The sequence below is a fragment of the Micromonospora sp. NPDC049282 genome (genome assembly GCF_043197045.1).
GTDB lineage: Bacteria > Actinomycetota > Actinomycetes > Mycobacteriales > Micromonosporaceae > Micromonospora.
Genome location: NZ_JBICSL010000010.1, coordinates 11512 through 25184, shown reverse-complemented (window position 1 = coordinate 25184; position 13673 = coordinate 11512). Strand labels below are relative to the sequence as shown.

The following is a 13673-nucleotide window of genomic DNA, read 5'->3' as shown; positions in this document are numbered from 1 at the left end:
GGGGTCAACATGGAGCTGAACGAGAACGCGCGGGTCGACACCAGCCAGGTGGACGACCGTCGAGGGTCCGGCGGAGGAGGAGGCGGGATGGGCATCCCGATCCCGGGCGGCGGCGGTGGTCGGGGCGGGCTCGTGAGCATCATCATCGCCGTGCTCGTCGCCCTGGTGGGCGGCGGATTCGGGCTCAACGCGGCCACCAACGGCGGCGGCGGGTCCGAGCAGGGCGACAACACCTCGCTGGAGCAGAAGTGCTCCGCGCAGGACGCGCTGAAGCAACTCGACTGCCGCAACACCCTCTACGTCAACTCGATCCAGGCATACTGGCGCACCGCCATGCCGGAGGTCTTCGGCGAGCAGTACCAGCCGTCCAAGACGGTGTTCTTCAGCCAGAACGTCAACACCGGCTGCGGCGCGGCCGACTCCGGGGTCGGCCCGTTCTACTGCCCGGCCGACGACCTGGTCTACATCGACCTCACGTTCTACCGCCTGCTCGCCGACCAACTCGGCGCCGAGGGCGAGTTCGCCCAGCCGTACGTGCTGGCCCACGAGTACGGCCACCACGTGCAGGACCTGCTCGGCACCGAGGCGGAGATGCGCCGCCAGCAGCAGCGCGACCCGCAGGACGCCAACGCGCTCTCGGTCAAGCTGGAGTTGCAGGCCGACTGCTACGCCGGCGCCTGGGCCAAGAACGCCACCGGCACCGCCGACGACAAGGGCCAGAAGATCTTCAAGAGCATCACCGACCAGGACATCCAGCAGGCCATCGACACCGCCGAGAAGATCGGCGACGACGCCATCCAGCAGCGGTCCGGCCGGCCGGTGAACCCGGACGAGTTCACCCACGGCACCTCCGAGCAGCGCAAGCAGTGGTTCACCAAGGGCTTCTCCACCGGCGACCCGAAGGCCTGCGACACCTTCGGTTCCGGCAAGTAGACCTGCGCGGCTCCACCCCGGACCGCCGGCCCGCACCGCTGAGACGTCCAGCGGCGCGGGCCGGCGGTCCGACGTCGTTCCGGGATCAGCCCGGCAGGGTCACCTGGGCCGGGGTGGGCCGCTGGACGGTGGTGCCGTCGCCCAGCTGTCCACCGCTGTTGTCGCCCCAGCACCACAGGCCGCCGTCGGTCCGGATCCCGCAGCCGTGGTCGGCGACGGCGAGGCCGCCGGTCCAGGTGGTGGCGTCACCGACGCGGGTCGGCGCGGACCGGTGGGTGGTGGTGCCGTCGCCCACCTGCCCGGAGGCGTTCTTGCCCCAGCACCACAGGCTGCCGTCGGTGCGTGACGCGCACGACGCGTCACCGCTCGCGTCGACCCTGCTCCAGGTGGTGGCCGTGCCGACCTGGATCGGCGTGGTCCGGAAGCTGCCGCTCACGCCGAGCTGCCCGTAGCCGTTCTCCCCCCAGCACCACAGCGCGCCGGACCGGATTCCGCAGGTGTGCGCGTACCCGGCCGTGACGCCGGACCAGTTGGTCGCGGTGCCGACCTGCGCCGGCGTCGTCTGCGAGCCGAGGGTGCCGAGACCGAGCTGCCCGTCCGAGCTGAGACCCCAGCACCACAGCGTCCCGTCGGTGCGCCCGGCGCAGGTGTGTGCGAAGCCGGTCGAGACGCTCGCCCAGTTGCTCGCCGTGCCGACCCGCAACGGGGTGGTCGCGACGTACGGGTCGTCGCCGACGCCGAGCTGCGCGGTCCGGTTGAAGCCCCAGCACCAGAGCGTGCCGTCGGTGCGCACGGCACAGGTGTGCGCGGGCCCGGCGCTGACCCTGGCCCAGGTGGTGGCGGTGCCGACCTGCACCGGTGCGCTCCGGCCCGTGGTGGTCCCGTCGCCGAGCTGGCCCCGGAAGTTCGAGCCCCAGCACCACAGCGTGCCGTCGGTCCGGACCGCGCAGGTGTGCCCCGTGCCGCCGTCGACGGCGGTCCAGGTGGCGGCGCCGACCCGCGCCGGGGTGCTCCGGTTCGTGGTGGTGCCGTCACCGAGCTGCCCGCCGTAGTTCGAGCCCCAGCACCACAGTCCCCCGTCGGCGCTGATCGCGCAGGTGTGCGCGCCGCCCGTGGTGACGCTGGTGACCGCCGGGGCGGCCAGCGCGGCGCGCTCGGCGGTGCCGGCGGCCGCCGCCGGGCCCGCCGTCAGCGCGGCGGTGAGCATGACGCCGCCGGTACACATCGCCGCCGCGGCGGCGAGGAGCCTTGTCGTACGGCGGCGCCACCGGGTCCGCAGCCGGCCGTCCTGATATCCGCTCATGTAGTTCCCTCTCCCAACGATGTCGGTGCCTGACTGGCGGAGGCGACGCTGCCCTGGCGGGTCGCCCGGAGACCCGCCACGTCACGACACCGACCCTATGCATCGGTTGTGTTCGATGCATCGTCGGTGACCTCGATTGACCGCACTTGATGCGATCTTTCCCGTTCAGCGGACCAGGATGTGGACCGCCCGGGCGGCGGCGACGGCCGCGACCAGGACGGCGTGCCGGGGTTCCGGCACGTCGAGCAGGCGCTCCGCGCGCAGTGCCGCGAGCGGCGCCAGCCGCCGGTCGGCCAGCACCGTGTCCACCGCCCGCCGGTCGCCCCCGCAGATCAGCGCCGCGAGCGAGCCGGCCGCCGGCAACAGCAGGCGTACGGCGAGATCCGCGGCGTCGCCCAGGGCCGCCTTCGCCTGGTTGTCGCGCCGCCGGGCGAACCGCTGCTGGGACCAGCCGCCCGCGGCGGTGCGCCCCTGCACGTACCGGGTGTCCACCTTGGAGGTCACCAGCTCGGTGCCGTCGGCGACACCGACCGCCACCGCGCCCTTGCGGGCCAGCAGCAGGCCGAGCCGGCGGGGAGCGGCGGCGACACCGGCGAACGCGGGCAGGTCCGGCGCGGGGCGCGCGCCGGGCGGCGTGTGCAACTCGGCGGTGGCCCCGTCCGGGGCGGTGAGCAGCAGACCGTACCCCAGGGCGGTGGTGGTGGGCGGGCCGTGCCGGTCGGCGAAGCCCTCGACCCAGCGGGTGACGCGGGCCGGGTCGACCTCCACCCACCGGCCGCCCCCGGCTGCGGGTCGGCTGCTCATGGCACGACGGTACGCGGTTCAGCCGGACAGCAGGGTGGCGGCCGCGAGACCGGCGATCAGCGCGCTTGACACCAGGCCGGTGACCAGCCGCCCTCGCGGACCGGCCAGCACCCGGCCGACCACCGAACCGCCGCCGGCCACCAGCAGTTGCCAACTCGCCGAGGCCGCGAACGCGCCGGCCACGAACGACGCGGCGGTGGCCGGATCCGGGTCGGCGGCGTCCCGGCGACCGAGCACCAACGCGGCGAAGTAGAGCACCGTCGCGGGGTTGAGCAGGGTCAGCCCGAGCAACGCGGCGTAGGCCCGGGCCGGGGTGTGCAGGCCGCGACCGGCCGGCGCCTCGGCGACCTGCCGGGCCCGCCGGCCGGACCAGGCGCGCCACAGGCCGTGCGCGGCGATGCCGAGCAGGACCAGCGCCGCGACCACCCGCAGCGGCCCGGAAACCGGGGCGAGGACGCGGGCCAGCCCGGCGCCGCCCAGCGCGGCGACCGTGGCATAGAGCCCGTCGGCGGTGGCCACGGCGAGCGCGGCCGCCGCGCCGACCCGGAACCCGTTACGCGCGCTGAGACCCAGGATGAGGATGGCGATCGCGCCGACCGGGATTGCGACGCCGTACCCGGCGACCAGGCCGGCGAGGAACGCGCCGGTCACGACGGCAGGCGACGGGTCGGGGCGGACCGCGGCACGGCGGGCTGTCGACGCGCGGCCGTGGCCGCACGGACAGGAGCCTGCTTCGGGTACGCCTCGATCACCCGCCCATCCTGCCCCCCACCCCACACCCCCGCCACCCCATTCCCCCGCCCGGCCCGCCCCGCCCCACCCGCCCTCGAGCCGCTGATTCACGGAAAGAGTGCCCATCCGCGAGCCGGAGGCCACTTTTTCCCGTGAATCAGCGCGCATCCGGGGCGGAAGGTGAGGGACGCGTCGGGCGCGGCGCCCCCGGAGGGGTGCCGCGCCCGAGTGGGTGGAACTGTCAGACGTTGAAGCCGAGCGAGCGGAGCTGGTCGCGCCCCTCGTCGGTGATCTTGTCGGGGCCCCACGGCGGCAGCCAGACCCAGTTGATCCGGATGTCGTTCACCAGGCCGCCGCCCGGGCCGGTGGTCAGCGCCTGCCGGGTCTGGTCCTCGATCACGTCGGTCAGCGGGCAGGCCGCCGAGGTCAGCGTCATGTCCAGCGTGGCGACGTTCTCGTCGTCCACGTGGACCCCGTACACCAGACCCAGGTCGACCACGTTGATGCCCAGTTCGGGGTCGACGACGTCCTTCATCGCCTCCTCGATGTCGCCGACGGCGGCCTTGCCGCCGGCCGGCGTGGCCGGGCTGTCGGTCGCCACCGCGCCGGTCTCCGGCGTCGTGGTGGTCTCGTCCTCGCTCATGCCGCCCCCTCGCTCGCTCATGCCTTGCCGGCCTGACATGCCCTCACGGCCCTCGCTCCGCTCGGTGCGTTCGTTCATGCCTTCACCTCGGGGCCCACGCCCACCCCGGCGCGTGCCGCGGCGTCCTTGAACGCCATCCACGACAACAGCGCGCACTTGACCCGGGCCGGGTAGCGCGCGACACCCGCGAACGCCACCCCGTCTCCGAGTACGTCCTCGTCCGGCGTGACCTGGCCACGCCCGGACATCAACTCGACGAACGCCTCATGCACCACCGCGGCGTCACCCGCGGCCCGGCCGCGCAGCAGCTCGTGCAGGATGCTCGCCGACGCCTGGCTGATCGAGCAGCCCATCCCGTCGTACGAGATGTCGGTGAACACCGTGCCGTCGGTCGCCACCCGCACGGTGATCTCGTCGCCGCAGGTCGGGTTGACGTGGTGCGCCTCGCCGACCCGGGCCGCCGGGTCCGTCGCGTCCCGCAGGCCACGGCCGTGCGGGTGCTTGTAGTGGTCCAGGATGATCTCCTGATAAAGAGACTCAAGCTGCATCAGGCTGAACTCCTGTCGGTTCGCGGGCTCCTGCGGCGCCGCTCACTCGAACACCTTCCGCACCTGCGCCAGGCCCGCCACCAGGGCGTCGATCTCGGCCGTGGTGGTGTAGAGGTAGAACGACGCCCGCGTCATGGCCGGCACCCCGAAGCGGGCGCACACCGGCTTGGCGCAGTGATGCCCCACCCGCACCTGCACGCCGAGCGAGTCGAGCACCTGCCCGACGTCGTGCGGGTGCACGTCGCCGAGGGCGAACGAGATCGTCCCGCCCCGGCCCACCGGCACGGACGGACCGAAGATCCGCAGGCCCGGCACGGTGGCGAGGGCGTCCAGCGCGTACGCCGTCAGCTCCTTCTCGTGCCACTGGATCGCCCGCATCCCGACGCCGGTGAGGTAGTCCACCGCCGCGCCGAGCGCGACCGCCTCGGCGATCGGCGGCGTGCCCGCCTCGAACCGGGCCGGCGGCGCGGCGAACGTGGTACGCGCCATCGTCACCGTCTCGATCATCGAGCCGCCGCCCATCACCGGCGGCATCGCCGCGAGCAGCTCGCCCCGGCCCCAGAGCACGCCGATGCCGGTCGGACCGCACATCTTGTGCCCGGTGAAGACGATGAAGTCCGCGTCCAGGTCGACCACGTCGATCGGCTGGTGCGGCACCGACTGGGAGCAGTCGAGCAGCAGCAGCGCCCCGACCTGGCGGACCCGCTCGGTGATCCGCGCGGTGGCGTTGACCGTGCCGAGGATGTTCGACGTGTGCACCAGCGAGACGATCTTCGTGCGCTCGGTGACCAGATCGTCCAGGCCCGACTCGTCCAGCCGGCCGCCGTCGGTGACCGGGAACCAGCGCAGCGTCGCGCCGGTGCGCTCCGCGAGCAGCTGCCACGGGACGATGTTCGAGTGGTGCTCCATCTCGGAGATCACGATCTCGTCGCCGGGGCCGAGGCGGAACCGGGCGTCGGCGTCCGCGCGCGGCGAGGCGTTGGAGAACGCGTACGCCACCAGGTTGATCGCCTCGGTGGAGTTCTTGGTGAACACCACCTCGTCCACGCTCGACGCGTTGACGAACGCGGCGATCTTCGCCCGCGCGCCCTCGTACGCCTCGGTCGCCTCGGTGCCCAGCGTGTGCACCGAGCGCGACACGTTGGCGTTGTGCTCCGCGTAGTGCTCGGTGAGCACGTCGAGCACCTGGCGCGGCTTGTGCGAGGTGTTGGCGCTGTCCAGGTAGACCAGCGGGTGACCGTTGACCTCCCGGTCCAGGATCGGGAAGTCGGCCCGCACCTGCGCCACGTCGAAACGCGGCACGTCGTCATACTGCGGCATGCCCACCGGGATCGCGATCAAGGAGGTCATGTCAGGTCAGGCCCGCGCCGCGCCGGCCCCGGCGGCGTACCGCTCGTAGCCCTCTTCCTCGAGCTTGTCGGCCAGCTCACGGCCGCCCTGCTCGACGATCCGGCCGGCGACGAAGACGTGCACGAAGTCCGGCTTGATGTAGCGCAGGATCCGGGTGTAGTGGGTGATCAGCAGCATCCCGGTGTCGCCGTTGTCACGGACCCGGTTCACGCCCTCGCTGACCACGCGCAGCGCGTCCACGTCGAGGCCGGAGTCGGTCTCGTCGAGGATGGCGATCTTCGGCTTGAGCAGCTCCAGCTGCACGATCTCGTGCCGCTTCTTCTCGCCGCCGGAGAAGCCCTCGTTGACGTTGCGCTGGGCGAACGCCGGGTCCATCTGGAGCTTCTCCATGGCCCCGCGCAGCTCGCCGGCCCAGGTGCGCAGCTTCGGCGCCTCGCCGTCGATGGCGGTCTTGGCGGTACGCAGGAAGTTGGCCACCGACACGCCGGGGACCTCGACCGGGTACTGCATGGCCAGGAAGAGGCCGGCGCGGGCCCGCTCGTCGACGGACATGGCGAGCACGTCCTCGCCGTCGAGGGTCACCTCGCCGCCGGTGATCTCGTACTTGGGGTGGCCGGCGACCGAGTAGGCCAGCGTCGACTTGCCGGAGCCGTTCGGGCCCATGATCGCGTGCGTCTCACCGGAGCGCACGGTCAGGTCGACCCCGTGCAGGATCGGCTTGAGCTCACCCTCGGGCAGCTTGACCGACACCTTCAGGTCGCGGATCTCCAGGGTGCTCATTATCGCGTCACTCCATTGCTCGGCGTCATGCTGACGTAGATCTCGCCGTCGCGGACCTCGACGGGGTAGACGGGTACGGGTTCGGTCGCGGGCAGCCCGGTCGGCTCACCGGTACGCAGGTCGAAACGGGATCCGTGCAGCCAACATTCCAGCGTGCAGCCCTCGACCTCGCCCTCGGAGAGCGCCACGGCGGCGTGCGAGCACTCGTCGCGGACGGCGTAGAACACGTCGTCCTCGCCGTGCACGATCGCCACCTGCACGCCGTCCACGTCGGCGCTGATCGCCGCGCCCTTCGGCACGTCCTCGGTCGAACAGATCCTGATCATCAGGCGCCCGCCTTGGTGAGGCGCGCCTCGATCGCGTCGCCGAGCCGCTCGCGCAGGTCCTCGACCGGGATCTTGTTGATCAGCTCGGCGAAGAAGCCCCGCACCACCAGGCGGCGGGCCTCGCCCTCCGGGATGCCCCGGGCCATCAGGTAGAACAGCTGCTCGTCGTCGAACCGGCCGGTGGCGCTGGCGTGCCCGGCGCCGGCGATCTCGCCGGTCTCGATCTCCAGGTTGGGCACCGAGTCGGCCCGGGCGCCATCGCTGAGCAGCAGATTCCGGTTGATCTCGTAGGTGTCGGTGCCGGTCGCCTCGGCCCGGATCAGCACGTCGCCGACCCAGACGGTGTGCGCCTCGTCGCCCTGGAGCGCGCCACGGTAGCCGACGTAGGAGCGGCAGTCCGGCACGGTGTGGTCGACCAGCTGCCGGTGCTCCAGGTGCTGGCCGGAGTCGGCGAAGTAGAGGCCGTACAACTCGGCCTCGCCGCCGCGCTGGGTGTATTCCACCGTGGTGTTCTGCCGGACCAGGTCGCCGCCGAGGCTCACCTGCACGTGGACGATCTTGGCGTCCCGGCCCAGCTTCACCTTCAGGTGCTGCGCCTGGACCGCGTCGTCGGCCCAGTCGGCGACCGTGACCAGGGTCAGCTTCGCGCCGTCCGCCACCGCCACCTCGACGTTGTCGGCGAGCGTGGCGGAGCCGACGTGCTCCAGCACCACGGTCACCTCGGCGAACCGGCCCACCTCGACGAACGTGTGACCGAACGCCAGCGCCCCGGCGTCCTCGCCGACCGCGCGCAGGCGCACCGGCGCGTCCACCACGGCGTCGCGGGCGACCTGCACCAGCAGCGCGCCGTCGGCGCCGCCGTAGGCCAGCGCGCTGACCCGGTCGAACGGGGTGAGCACGCTGCCCACCCGGGGGTCGTCGCGGCCGATCCGGTCGACGGTGACGCCCTCGGGCAGGTCGCCGTACTCGTGCCGGACCGTGCCGCGCGGCGCCCCGGAGCCGTCACCCGTCAGGCCACGGAGGCGCTTGAGCGGGGTGAAGCGCCACTCCTCCTCCAGCCCGGTCAGGGCCGGGAAGTCGGCGACGTCGTACGAGCGGAGCGCCTGCGACTTGGTCGTGGGCGGCGCGGAAGCCTGGGTAGTCATCTCTTCCTTGGTCTGTTCAGCGACGCGGTGTCATTAGTCGGAGGGTCGGACGGGGTCCGCGCGGCCCGGCCAGACTGGTCCGGGCCGCGCGGTCACGGTCAGCCGACCGCGCCCTCCATCTGCAGCTCGATCAGGCGGTTGAGCTCCAGCGCGTACTCCATCGGGAGCTCCTTGGCGATCGGCTCGATGAAGCCGCGCACGATCATCGCCATCGCCTCGTCCTCGCTCAGGCCCCGGCTCATCAGGTAGAAGAGCTGGTCGTCACTGATCTTGGAGACGGTCGCCTCGTGCCCCATCGACACGTCGTCCTCGCGGATGTCGACGTACGGGTAGGTGTCGGAGCGGGAGATGGTGTCCACCAGCAGCGCGTCGCACTTGACCGTGCTGCGGCTGCTGTGCGAACCCTCCAGCACCTGCACCAGACCGCGGTAGGAGGTGCGGCCGCCGCCCCGGGCGATCGACTTCGACACGATGGTCGAGGAGGTGTGCGGCGCGGCGTGCACCATCTTGGCGCCGGCGTCCTGGTGCTGGCCCTCGCCGGCCATGGCCACCGAGAGCACCTCACCCTTGGCGTGCTCGCCGGTCATGTAGACCGCCGGGTACTTCATGGTGACCTTGGAGCCGATGTTGCCGTCGACCCACTCCATGGTCGCGCCCTCGTGGCACACGGCGCGCTTGGTGACCAGGTTGTAGACGTTGTTCGACCAGTTCTGGATGGTCGTGTAACGGCAGCGCGCGTTCTTCTTGACGATGATCTCCACGACCGCGCTGTGCAGCGAGTCGGAGGAGTAGAGCGGCGCGGTGCAGCCCTCGACGTAGTGCACGTACGCGCCCTCGTCGACGATGATCAGCGTCCGCTCGAACTGGCCCATGTTCTCCGTGTTGATCCGGAAGTAGGCCTGCAGCGGGATCTCCACGTGCACGCCCTTCGGCACGTAGATGAACGAGCCACCGGACCAGACCGAGGTGTTCAACGCGGCGAACTTGTTGTCGCCGACCGGGATGACCGTGCCGAAGTATTCCTTGAAGACGTCCTCGTGCTCGCGCAGCGCGGTGTCGGTGTCGAGGAAGAGGACGCCCTGCTCCTCGAGGTCCTCACGGATCTTGTGGTAGACGACCTCGGACTCGTACTGCGCGGCGACGCCGGCGACCAGCCGCTGCTTCTCCGCCTCCGGAATGCCCAGCCGGTCGTAGGTGTTCTTGATGTCCTCGGGCAGGTCCTCCCAGCTGGTGGCCTGCTTCTCGGTGGACCGGACGAAGTACTTGATGTTGTCGAAGTCGATCCCGGTGAGGTCGGCGCCCCAGGCCGGCATCGGCTTGCGACCGAACAGTCGCAGGCCCTTCAGCCGCAGGTCGAGCATCCAGGCCGGCTCGTTCTTCTTGGCCGAGATGTCCCGCACCACCGCCTCGTTCAGACCACGCTGGGCGGTCGCCCCGGCGACGTCGGGGTCGGCCCAGCCGTACTCGTAACGACCGAGGGCAGCGAGCTGCTCCTCCTGGGTCAAGGGCTGGACGATCTGCTCGGTCATCTATCTGTCCTCACAGTGGTGACGGTGGAACCGGACTGGGCGGGAATGTGCGTGGTGCACACGCCGTCGCCGTGCGCGATGGTGGCCAGGCGCTGCACGTGGGTGCCGACCAGGCGGGAGATCACCGCGGTCTCGGCCTCGCACAGCTGGGGAAACTCGGCGGCCACGTGCGCCACCGGGCAGTGGTGCTGGCAGAGCTGGCCGCCGGAGGCGATCGTGGACGCGTTGGCAGCGTAACCCTCGGCGGTGAGCGCCCCGGCGAGCGCCTCGGCCCGCGCGAGCGGGGCGTCGCCGGCGTCCTCCATGGCGGCCCGGCAGCGGTTCTCCAGCGCGGCGACCTGATCGGCCGCGAACTCCGCGACCGCCTCGGCGCCACCCGTGCGGGCGATCCACCGCAGCGCCGCGGTGGCCATGTTGTCGTAGTGGTGGGTGCCACAGCGCAGCCGGGCCGCCTCGGTCAGCACGAAGACCTTCGCCGGCCGGCCCCGCCCGCGGCTGCCCCGCACGGCCTGCTCGCGGGCGAGCACGTCCCCGTCGGCGAGCATCGCGTCGAGGTGCCGGCGGATCGCGGCCGGGCTGAGGCCGAGCGCCGAGCCGAGCTGCGCGGCGGTGGTCGCGCCGCGCTCCAGCAGCAGCTGGGTGACCCGGTCGCGGGTCGACAGGTCGGCAGGAACCGTCGCGCCGGCGACCGTATTACTGGTCACCGACCCTTCGGACAGCGCTGCCGCGTTTTTCACAACGCCAACGTTACGTAATTCACGCGAGGCCCGCAAACCCGGGGTCCGGTGATCCCGACCACCGGGTCGGCGGAGTCACCCGATCGGGATCCACTACGGTGCGTAGGATTCGCTCCGTGAAGCGTTCCGTCCGGTTCCCGGTCTCCCCCACGCTGCTGCGCCGCCTCGCGTTCACCTCGATCGTCGCGAACGTGGCGATCGTGGTCACCGGCGGGGCCGTCCGGCTCACCGCCTCCGGCCTCGGCTGCCCCACCTGGCCCCGGTGCACCGACGAGTCCTACACCACCACGTCCGAGATGGGCGTGCACGGGGTGATCGAGTTCGGCAACCGGCTGCTCACCTTCGCGGTGGGCATCATCGCGCTCGCCGTGGTGCTGGCCGTGCTGGCCCGACGCCCCCGCCGCCGGGGCCTGCTGCCGCTGGCCGTCGGCGTGCTGCTCGGCATCCCGGCGCAGGCGGTCATCGGCGGGATCACCGTGCTCACCAACCTCAACCCGTGGGTGGTCGGGCTGCACTTCCTCGCCTCCATGGTGGTGATCGCGGTCGCGTACGCGCTCTGGCGGCGCACCGGCGAGCCGGACGGGCCGGTGACCCCGACCGTGCCGGCGCCGCTGCGTACCCTCGCCCGGATCACCGGCGTGGTCAGCGCGGCCGTCCTGGTGGTCGGCACCTGGGTGACCGGCAGCGGCCCGCACGCCGGCGACCAGGGCGCGGCCCGCAACGGCCTGGACCCGGAGGCGATCTCCCAGGTGCACGCGGACGGCGTCTTCCTGCTGATCGGCCTCTCGGTGGCGCTGTTCTTCGCGTTCCGCGCGGTCGGCGCGGCACGCGCCGCCCGGGCCGCCGGCGTGCTGCTCGCGGTCGAACTGGGCCAGGGCCTGATCGGCTTCGTCCAGTACTTCACCCACCTGCCCGCGGTACTGGTCGCCGCGCACATGCTCGGGTCCTGCCTGGTGCTGCTGGCCACGCTGGGCGTGCTCCGGGCCACCCGGGAGCGCCTCCCGGCCGCCCCGCCGGCCCCGGCCGCGCCCGCCGCCGAGCCGGTGGGCGCCGCCGCCTGAGCCGGGCGTTACCGCGCGGCGGGAGCGGGAATGCGGGCCGGGCCACGGACCGTACGCCCGAGGGGAGCTCCCGGTGTCGCGCAAGGGCCTTGCCACGACCACCCCGCAGCGGCTCACCCCGGTGGCCGGCGCGCCGCTGTGGTGCGACGCCCGCGAGCACGGCCTCACCGGCGACGGGGTGACCAACGACCAGCCGGCCCTGGCCGCGCTGGTGGACCGCCTCGGCGCGGGCTACGACGCCGACGGCCGGGCCCGGGTGATCCACTGCCCGCCGGGCCTCTACTCGATCCGTGACGCCGGCACGGTCTGGCGCAGCGGCGTCTCGCTGATCGGCGCCGGTTCGGCGGCGACCCGCTTCCTGCTCAGCAACGAGGGCAACCGCGCCGCCCCGGTGCCGCTGGCCTACTGGACCACGGTGCAGCACGGCGCGGACCGGGACCGGCACATCGCCGACTGCACGTTCGCCGACTTCGAGATCGACGGCTCCGGCGTCGGCCAGGCCGAGTACGACTACCTGGCCAAGGGACTGGGCCTGCAGTACGTCGTGCGGGGCGTGTTCCGCAACCTCTACATCCACCACACCGGCGCCACCGGCCTGGGCTGCGACTTCCTCCAGGACAGCCTGATCGAGGGCGTGGTCGCGGTGGGCTGCGGCCGGCTGGACAACGGCCAGCAGATGGGCGGCGCCGGGATCGGGGTGGGCATCGGCGGCTGGGGCGACGTGGAGCGCCTCACCATCGCCAACTGCACCACCGTCGGCAACGGCACCAACGGGATCTTCCTGGAGCTGCAGAAGGACTACTGGACCCCGCCGCGCGGCATCCGCATCATCGGCTGCCACAGCCAGGCCAACCGGTTCGGCATCTCGGACTGGGGCGCGGACGGGCTGATCGTCTCCGGCTGCACCATGACCAACAACCTGGAGGCCGGCTTCGACGTGTCGGCCAACGGCACCGCCGGGATCGCCGGGCGCGGCGGGCTGCTCACCGGCTGCGTGATCGACTGCAACATCGGCGACGGGATCAGCATGGGCAACACCCCCGGCCCGTACGCGGTGCAGGGCAACCGGATCAGCCGCAACGGCGGGTACGGCTACCACGAGCACGACCTCGGCCACGGGCACCGGGGCGCGGCCGCGGACGTGGTGATCCAGGACAACGACATCCGGGAGAACGCGCTGGACGGCATCCGGATCGACCGGCCGATGCTGGACGCGTCGGTCGTGGGCAACCGGATCCGCGACAACGGGTGCCGGTCCGCGCCGGCCCACCGGGGCTCGGGCGACGTGGTGCGCTACGGCCCGCGCGAGGTCACCGACGGCGCGGCGGACTGGCCGGCCGGCGGGCACCGGGGCAAGGTCGTCCGGGTCGGCACCCGCAGCGCGGTGGTCGCCGACAACACCGGCACCCGGCTGTCCCTGGCCGAGGTACGCCCCGACGCCGCCACCGCGTGGAACGAGGCCGTCCCGGCGCCCGGCGACGCGTACGAGCTGCCGGCGGGGACGCCGGCCGGCGCCGGGATCACCATCGCCGCGCCGTTCGACTCGGCCACCGTGCGGGGCAACCGGATCTGGCACCGGGACGCCGACACGCAGGCGTACGGGCTGTGGATCACCGAGGCGGGGAGTTGCGTCTCGTGCGCGGTCGAGGACAACGACCTCGCCGGGTCGACGGCCGCGATGCGGCTGGACACCCCGCCGATCGGCGGTCGCTGGGAACGCAACCACACCGACCGGGACTGACCCGGCCCCCCTCAGCCGGCCTCGGCGGCGAACGCCAGCAC

General features: G+C 72.5%; 14 protein-coding genes. 3 read left to right on the top strand and 11 right to left on the bottom strand.

Annotation, left to right across the window (positions count from 1 at the left end; all coding sequences use genetic code 11):
• Positions 1 to 9: 9 nt before the first annotated feature.
• Complete coding sequence (locus ACGFI2_RS17445; protein WP_393518163.1) at positions 10 to 933, top strand: neutral zinc metallopeptidase; 924 nt, start codon at positions 10 to 12, stop codon at positions 931 to 933.
• Between the two features lie 85 nt (positions 934 to 1018).
• Here the strand turns inward: ACGFI2_RS17445 and ACGFI2_RS17440 are convergent, their stop codons facing one another.
• From ACGFI2_RS17440 to ACGFI2_RS17390, 11 genes are all read right to left on the bottom strand, one after another.
• On the bottom strand, positions 1019 to 2236 hold the full coding sequence (locus ACGFI2_RS17440; RefSeq protein WP_393517693.1) for an RCC1 domain-containing protein: 1218 nt from the start codon (positions 2234 to 2236) through the stop codon (positions 1019 to 1021).
• Between the two features lie 165 nt (positions 2237 to 2401).
• Positions 2402 to 3040 (bottom strand): acVLRF1 family peptidyl-tRNA hydrolase, encoded by a 639-nt coding sequence (locus tag ACGFI2_RS17435; RefSeq protein WP_393517690.1) that lies wholly within the window; start codon positions 3038 to 3040, stop codon positions 2402 to 2404.
• Positions 3041 to 3058: 18 nt separating this feature from the next.
• Positions 3059 to 3691, bottom strand: a complete 633-nt coding sequence (locus ACGFI2_RS17430) for a LysE family transporter (protein ID WP_393517687.1) — start codon at positions 3689 to 3691, stop codon at positions 3059 to 3061.
• A gap of 322 nt (positions 3692 to 4013) precedes the next feature.
• Positions 4014 to 4415: a metal-sulfur cluster assembly factor gene (locus ACGFI2_RS17425; RefSeq protein ID WP_393517684.1), complete on the bottom strand. Its 402-nt coding sequence runs from the start codon at positions 4413 to 4415 to the stop codon at positions 4014 to 4016.
• 74 nt (positions 4416 to 4489) lie between these two features.
• On the bottom strand, positions 4490 to 4963 hold the full coding sequence (gene sufU, locus ACGFI2_RS17420; protein WP_393517681.1) for a Fe-S cluster assembly sulfur transfer protein SufU: 474 nt from the start codon (positions 4961 to 4963) through the stop codon (positions 4490 to 4492).
• A 42-nt stretch (positions 4964 to 5005) separates the two neighbouring features.
• On the bottom strand, positions 5006 to 6313 hold the full coding sequence (locus tag ACGFI2_RS17415; RefSeq protein ID WP_393517678.1) for a cysteine desulfurase: 1308 nt from the start codon (positions 6311 to 6313) through the stop codon (positions 5006 to 5008).
• 6 nt (positions 6314 to 6319) lie between these two features.
• A complete protein-coding gene (gene sufC / locus ACGFI2_RS17410) occupies positions 6320 to 7093 on the bottom strand; it encodes a Fe-S cluster assembly ATPase SufC (protein WP_393517675.1) in 774 nt (257 codons plus the stop codon).
• Positions 7093 to 7419 (bottom strand): non-heme iron oxygenase ferredoxin subunit, encoded by a 327-nt coding sequence (locus ACGFI2_RS17405; protein WP_278104653.1) that lies wholly within the window; start codon positions 7417 to 7419, stop codon positions 7093 to 7095. Before ACGFI2_RS17405 ends, sufC begins: the two co-directional genes overlap by 1 nt.
• A complete protein-coding gene (gene sufD, locus ACGFI2_RS17400) occupies positions 7419 to 8564 on the bottom strand; it encodes a Fe-S cluster assembly protein SufD (protein WP_393517671.1) in 1146 nt (381 codons plus the stop codon). The genes ACGFI2_RS17405 and sufD overlap by 1 nt, the downstream gene beginning before the upstream one ends.
• Positions 8565 to 8662: 98 nt before the next feature.
• Positions 8663 to 10093: a Fe-S cluster assembly protein SufB gene (sufB, locus tag ACGFI2_RS17395; RefSeq protein ID WP_363629756.1), complete on the bottom strand. Its 1431-nt coding sequence runs from the start codon at positions 10091 to 10093 to the stop codon at positions 8663 to 8665.
• A complete protein-coding gene (locus ACGFI2_RS17390; RefSeq protein ID WP_393517667.1) occupies positions 10090 to 10830 on the bottom strand; it encodes a helix-turn-helix transcriptional regulator in 741 nt (246 codons plus the stop codon). The genes sufB and ACGFI2_RS17390 overlap by 4 nt, the downstream gene beginning before the upstream one ends.
• 98 nt (positions 10831 to 10928) lie before the next feature.
• On the opposite strand from ACGFI2_RS17390, the gene ACGFI2_RS17385 reads away from it, so the two are divergent.
• Both ACGFI2_RS17385 and ACGFI2_RS17380 read left to right on the top strand, forming a co-directional pair.
• Complete coding sequence (locus tag ACGFI2_RS17385; RefSeq protein ID WP_393517664.1) at positions 10929 to 11891, top strand: heme A synthase; 963 nt, start codon at positions 10929 to 10931, stop codon at positions 11889 to 11891.
• Positions 11892 to 11964: 73 nt separating this feature from the next.
• Entirely contained in the window at positions 11965 to 13632 is a 1668-nt protein-coding gene (locus ACGFI2_RS17380; protein ID WP_393517661.1) for a right-handed parallel beta-helix repeat-containing protein, read from the top strand.
• The last annotated feature ends 41 nt before the right edge of the window (positions 13633 to 13673 follow it).

What these genes read in the sequence shown, in the direction of transcription:
- ACGFI2_RS17435 (WP_393517690.1), bottom strand. Translation starts at nt 3,040, where the DNA reads ATGAGCAGCCGACCCGCAGCCGGGGGCGGCCGGTGGGTGGAGGTCGAC.
- ACGFI2_RS17415 (WP_393517678.1), bottom strand. Translation starts at nt 6,313, where the DNA reads ATGACCTCCTTGATCGCGATCCCGGTGGGCATGCCGCAGTATGACGAC.
- sufC (WP_393517675.1), bottom strand. Translation starts at nt 7,093, where the DNA reads ATGAGCACCCTGGAGATCCGCGACCTGAAGGTGTCGGTCAAGCTGCCC.
- ACGFI2_RS17425 (WP_393517684.1), bottom strand. Translation starts at nt 4,415, where the DNA reads ATGAGCGAGGACGAGACCACCACGACGCCGGAGACCGGCGCGGTGGCG.
- sufD (WP_393517671.1), bottom strand. Translation starts at nt 8,564, where the DNA reads ATGACTACCCAGGCTTCCGCGCCGCCCACGACCAAGTCGCAGGCGCTC.
- sufU (WP_393517681.1), bottom strand. Translation starts at nt 4,963, where the DNA reads ATGCAGCTTGAGTCTCTTTATCAGGAGATCATCCTGGACCACTACAAG.
- ACGFI2_RS17445 (WP_393518163.1), top strand. Translation starts at nt 10, where the DNA reads ATGGAGCTGAACGAGAACGCGCGGGTCGACACCAGCCAGGTGGACGAC.
- sufB (WP_363629756.1), bottom strand. Translation starts at nt 10,093, where the DNA reads ATGACCGAGCAGATCGTCCAGCCCTTGACCCAGGAGGAGCAGCTCGCT.
- ACGFI2_RS17405 (WP_278104653.1), bottom strand. Translation starts at nt 7,419, where the DNA reads ATGATCAGGATCTGTTCGACCGAGGACGTGCCGAAGGGCGCGGCGATC.
- ACGFI2_RS17440 (WP_393517693.1), bottom strand. Translation starts at nt 2,236, where the DNA reads ATGAGCGGATATCAGGACGGCCGGCTGCGGACCCGGTGGCGCCGCCGT.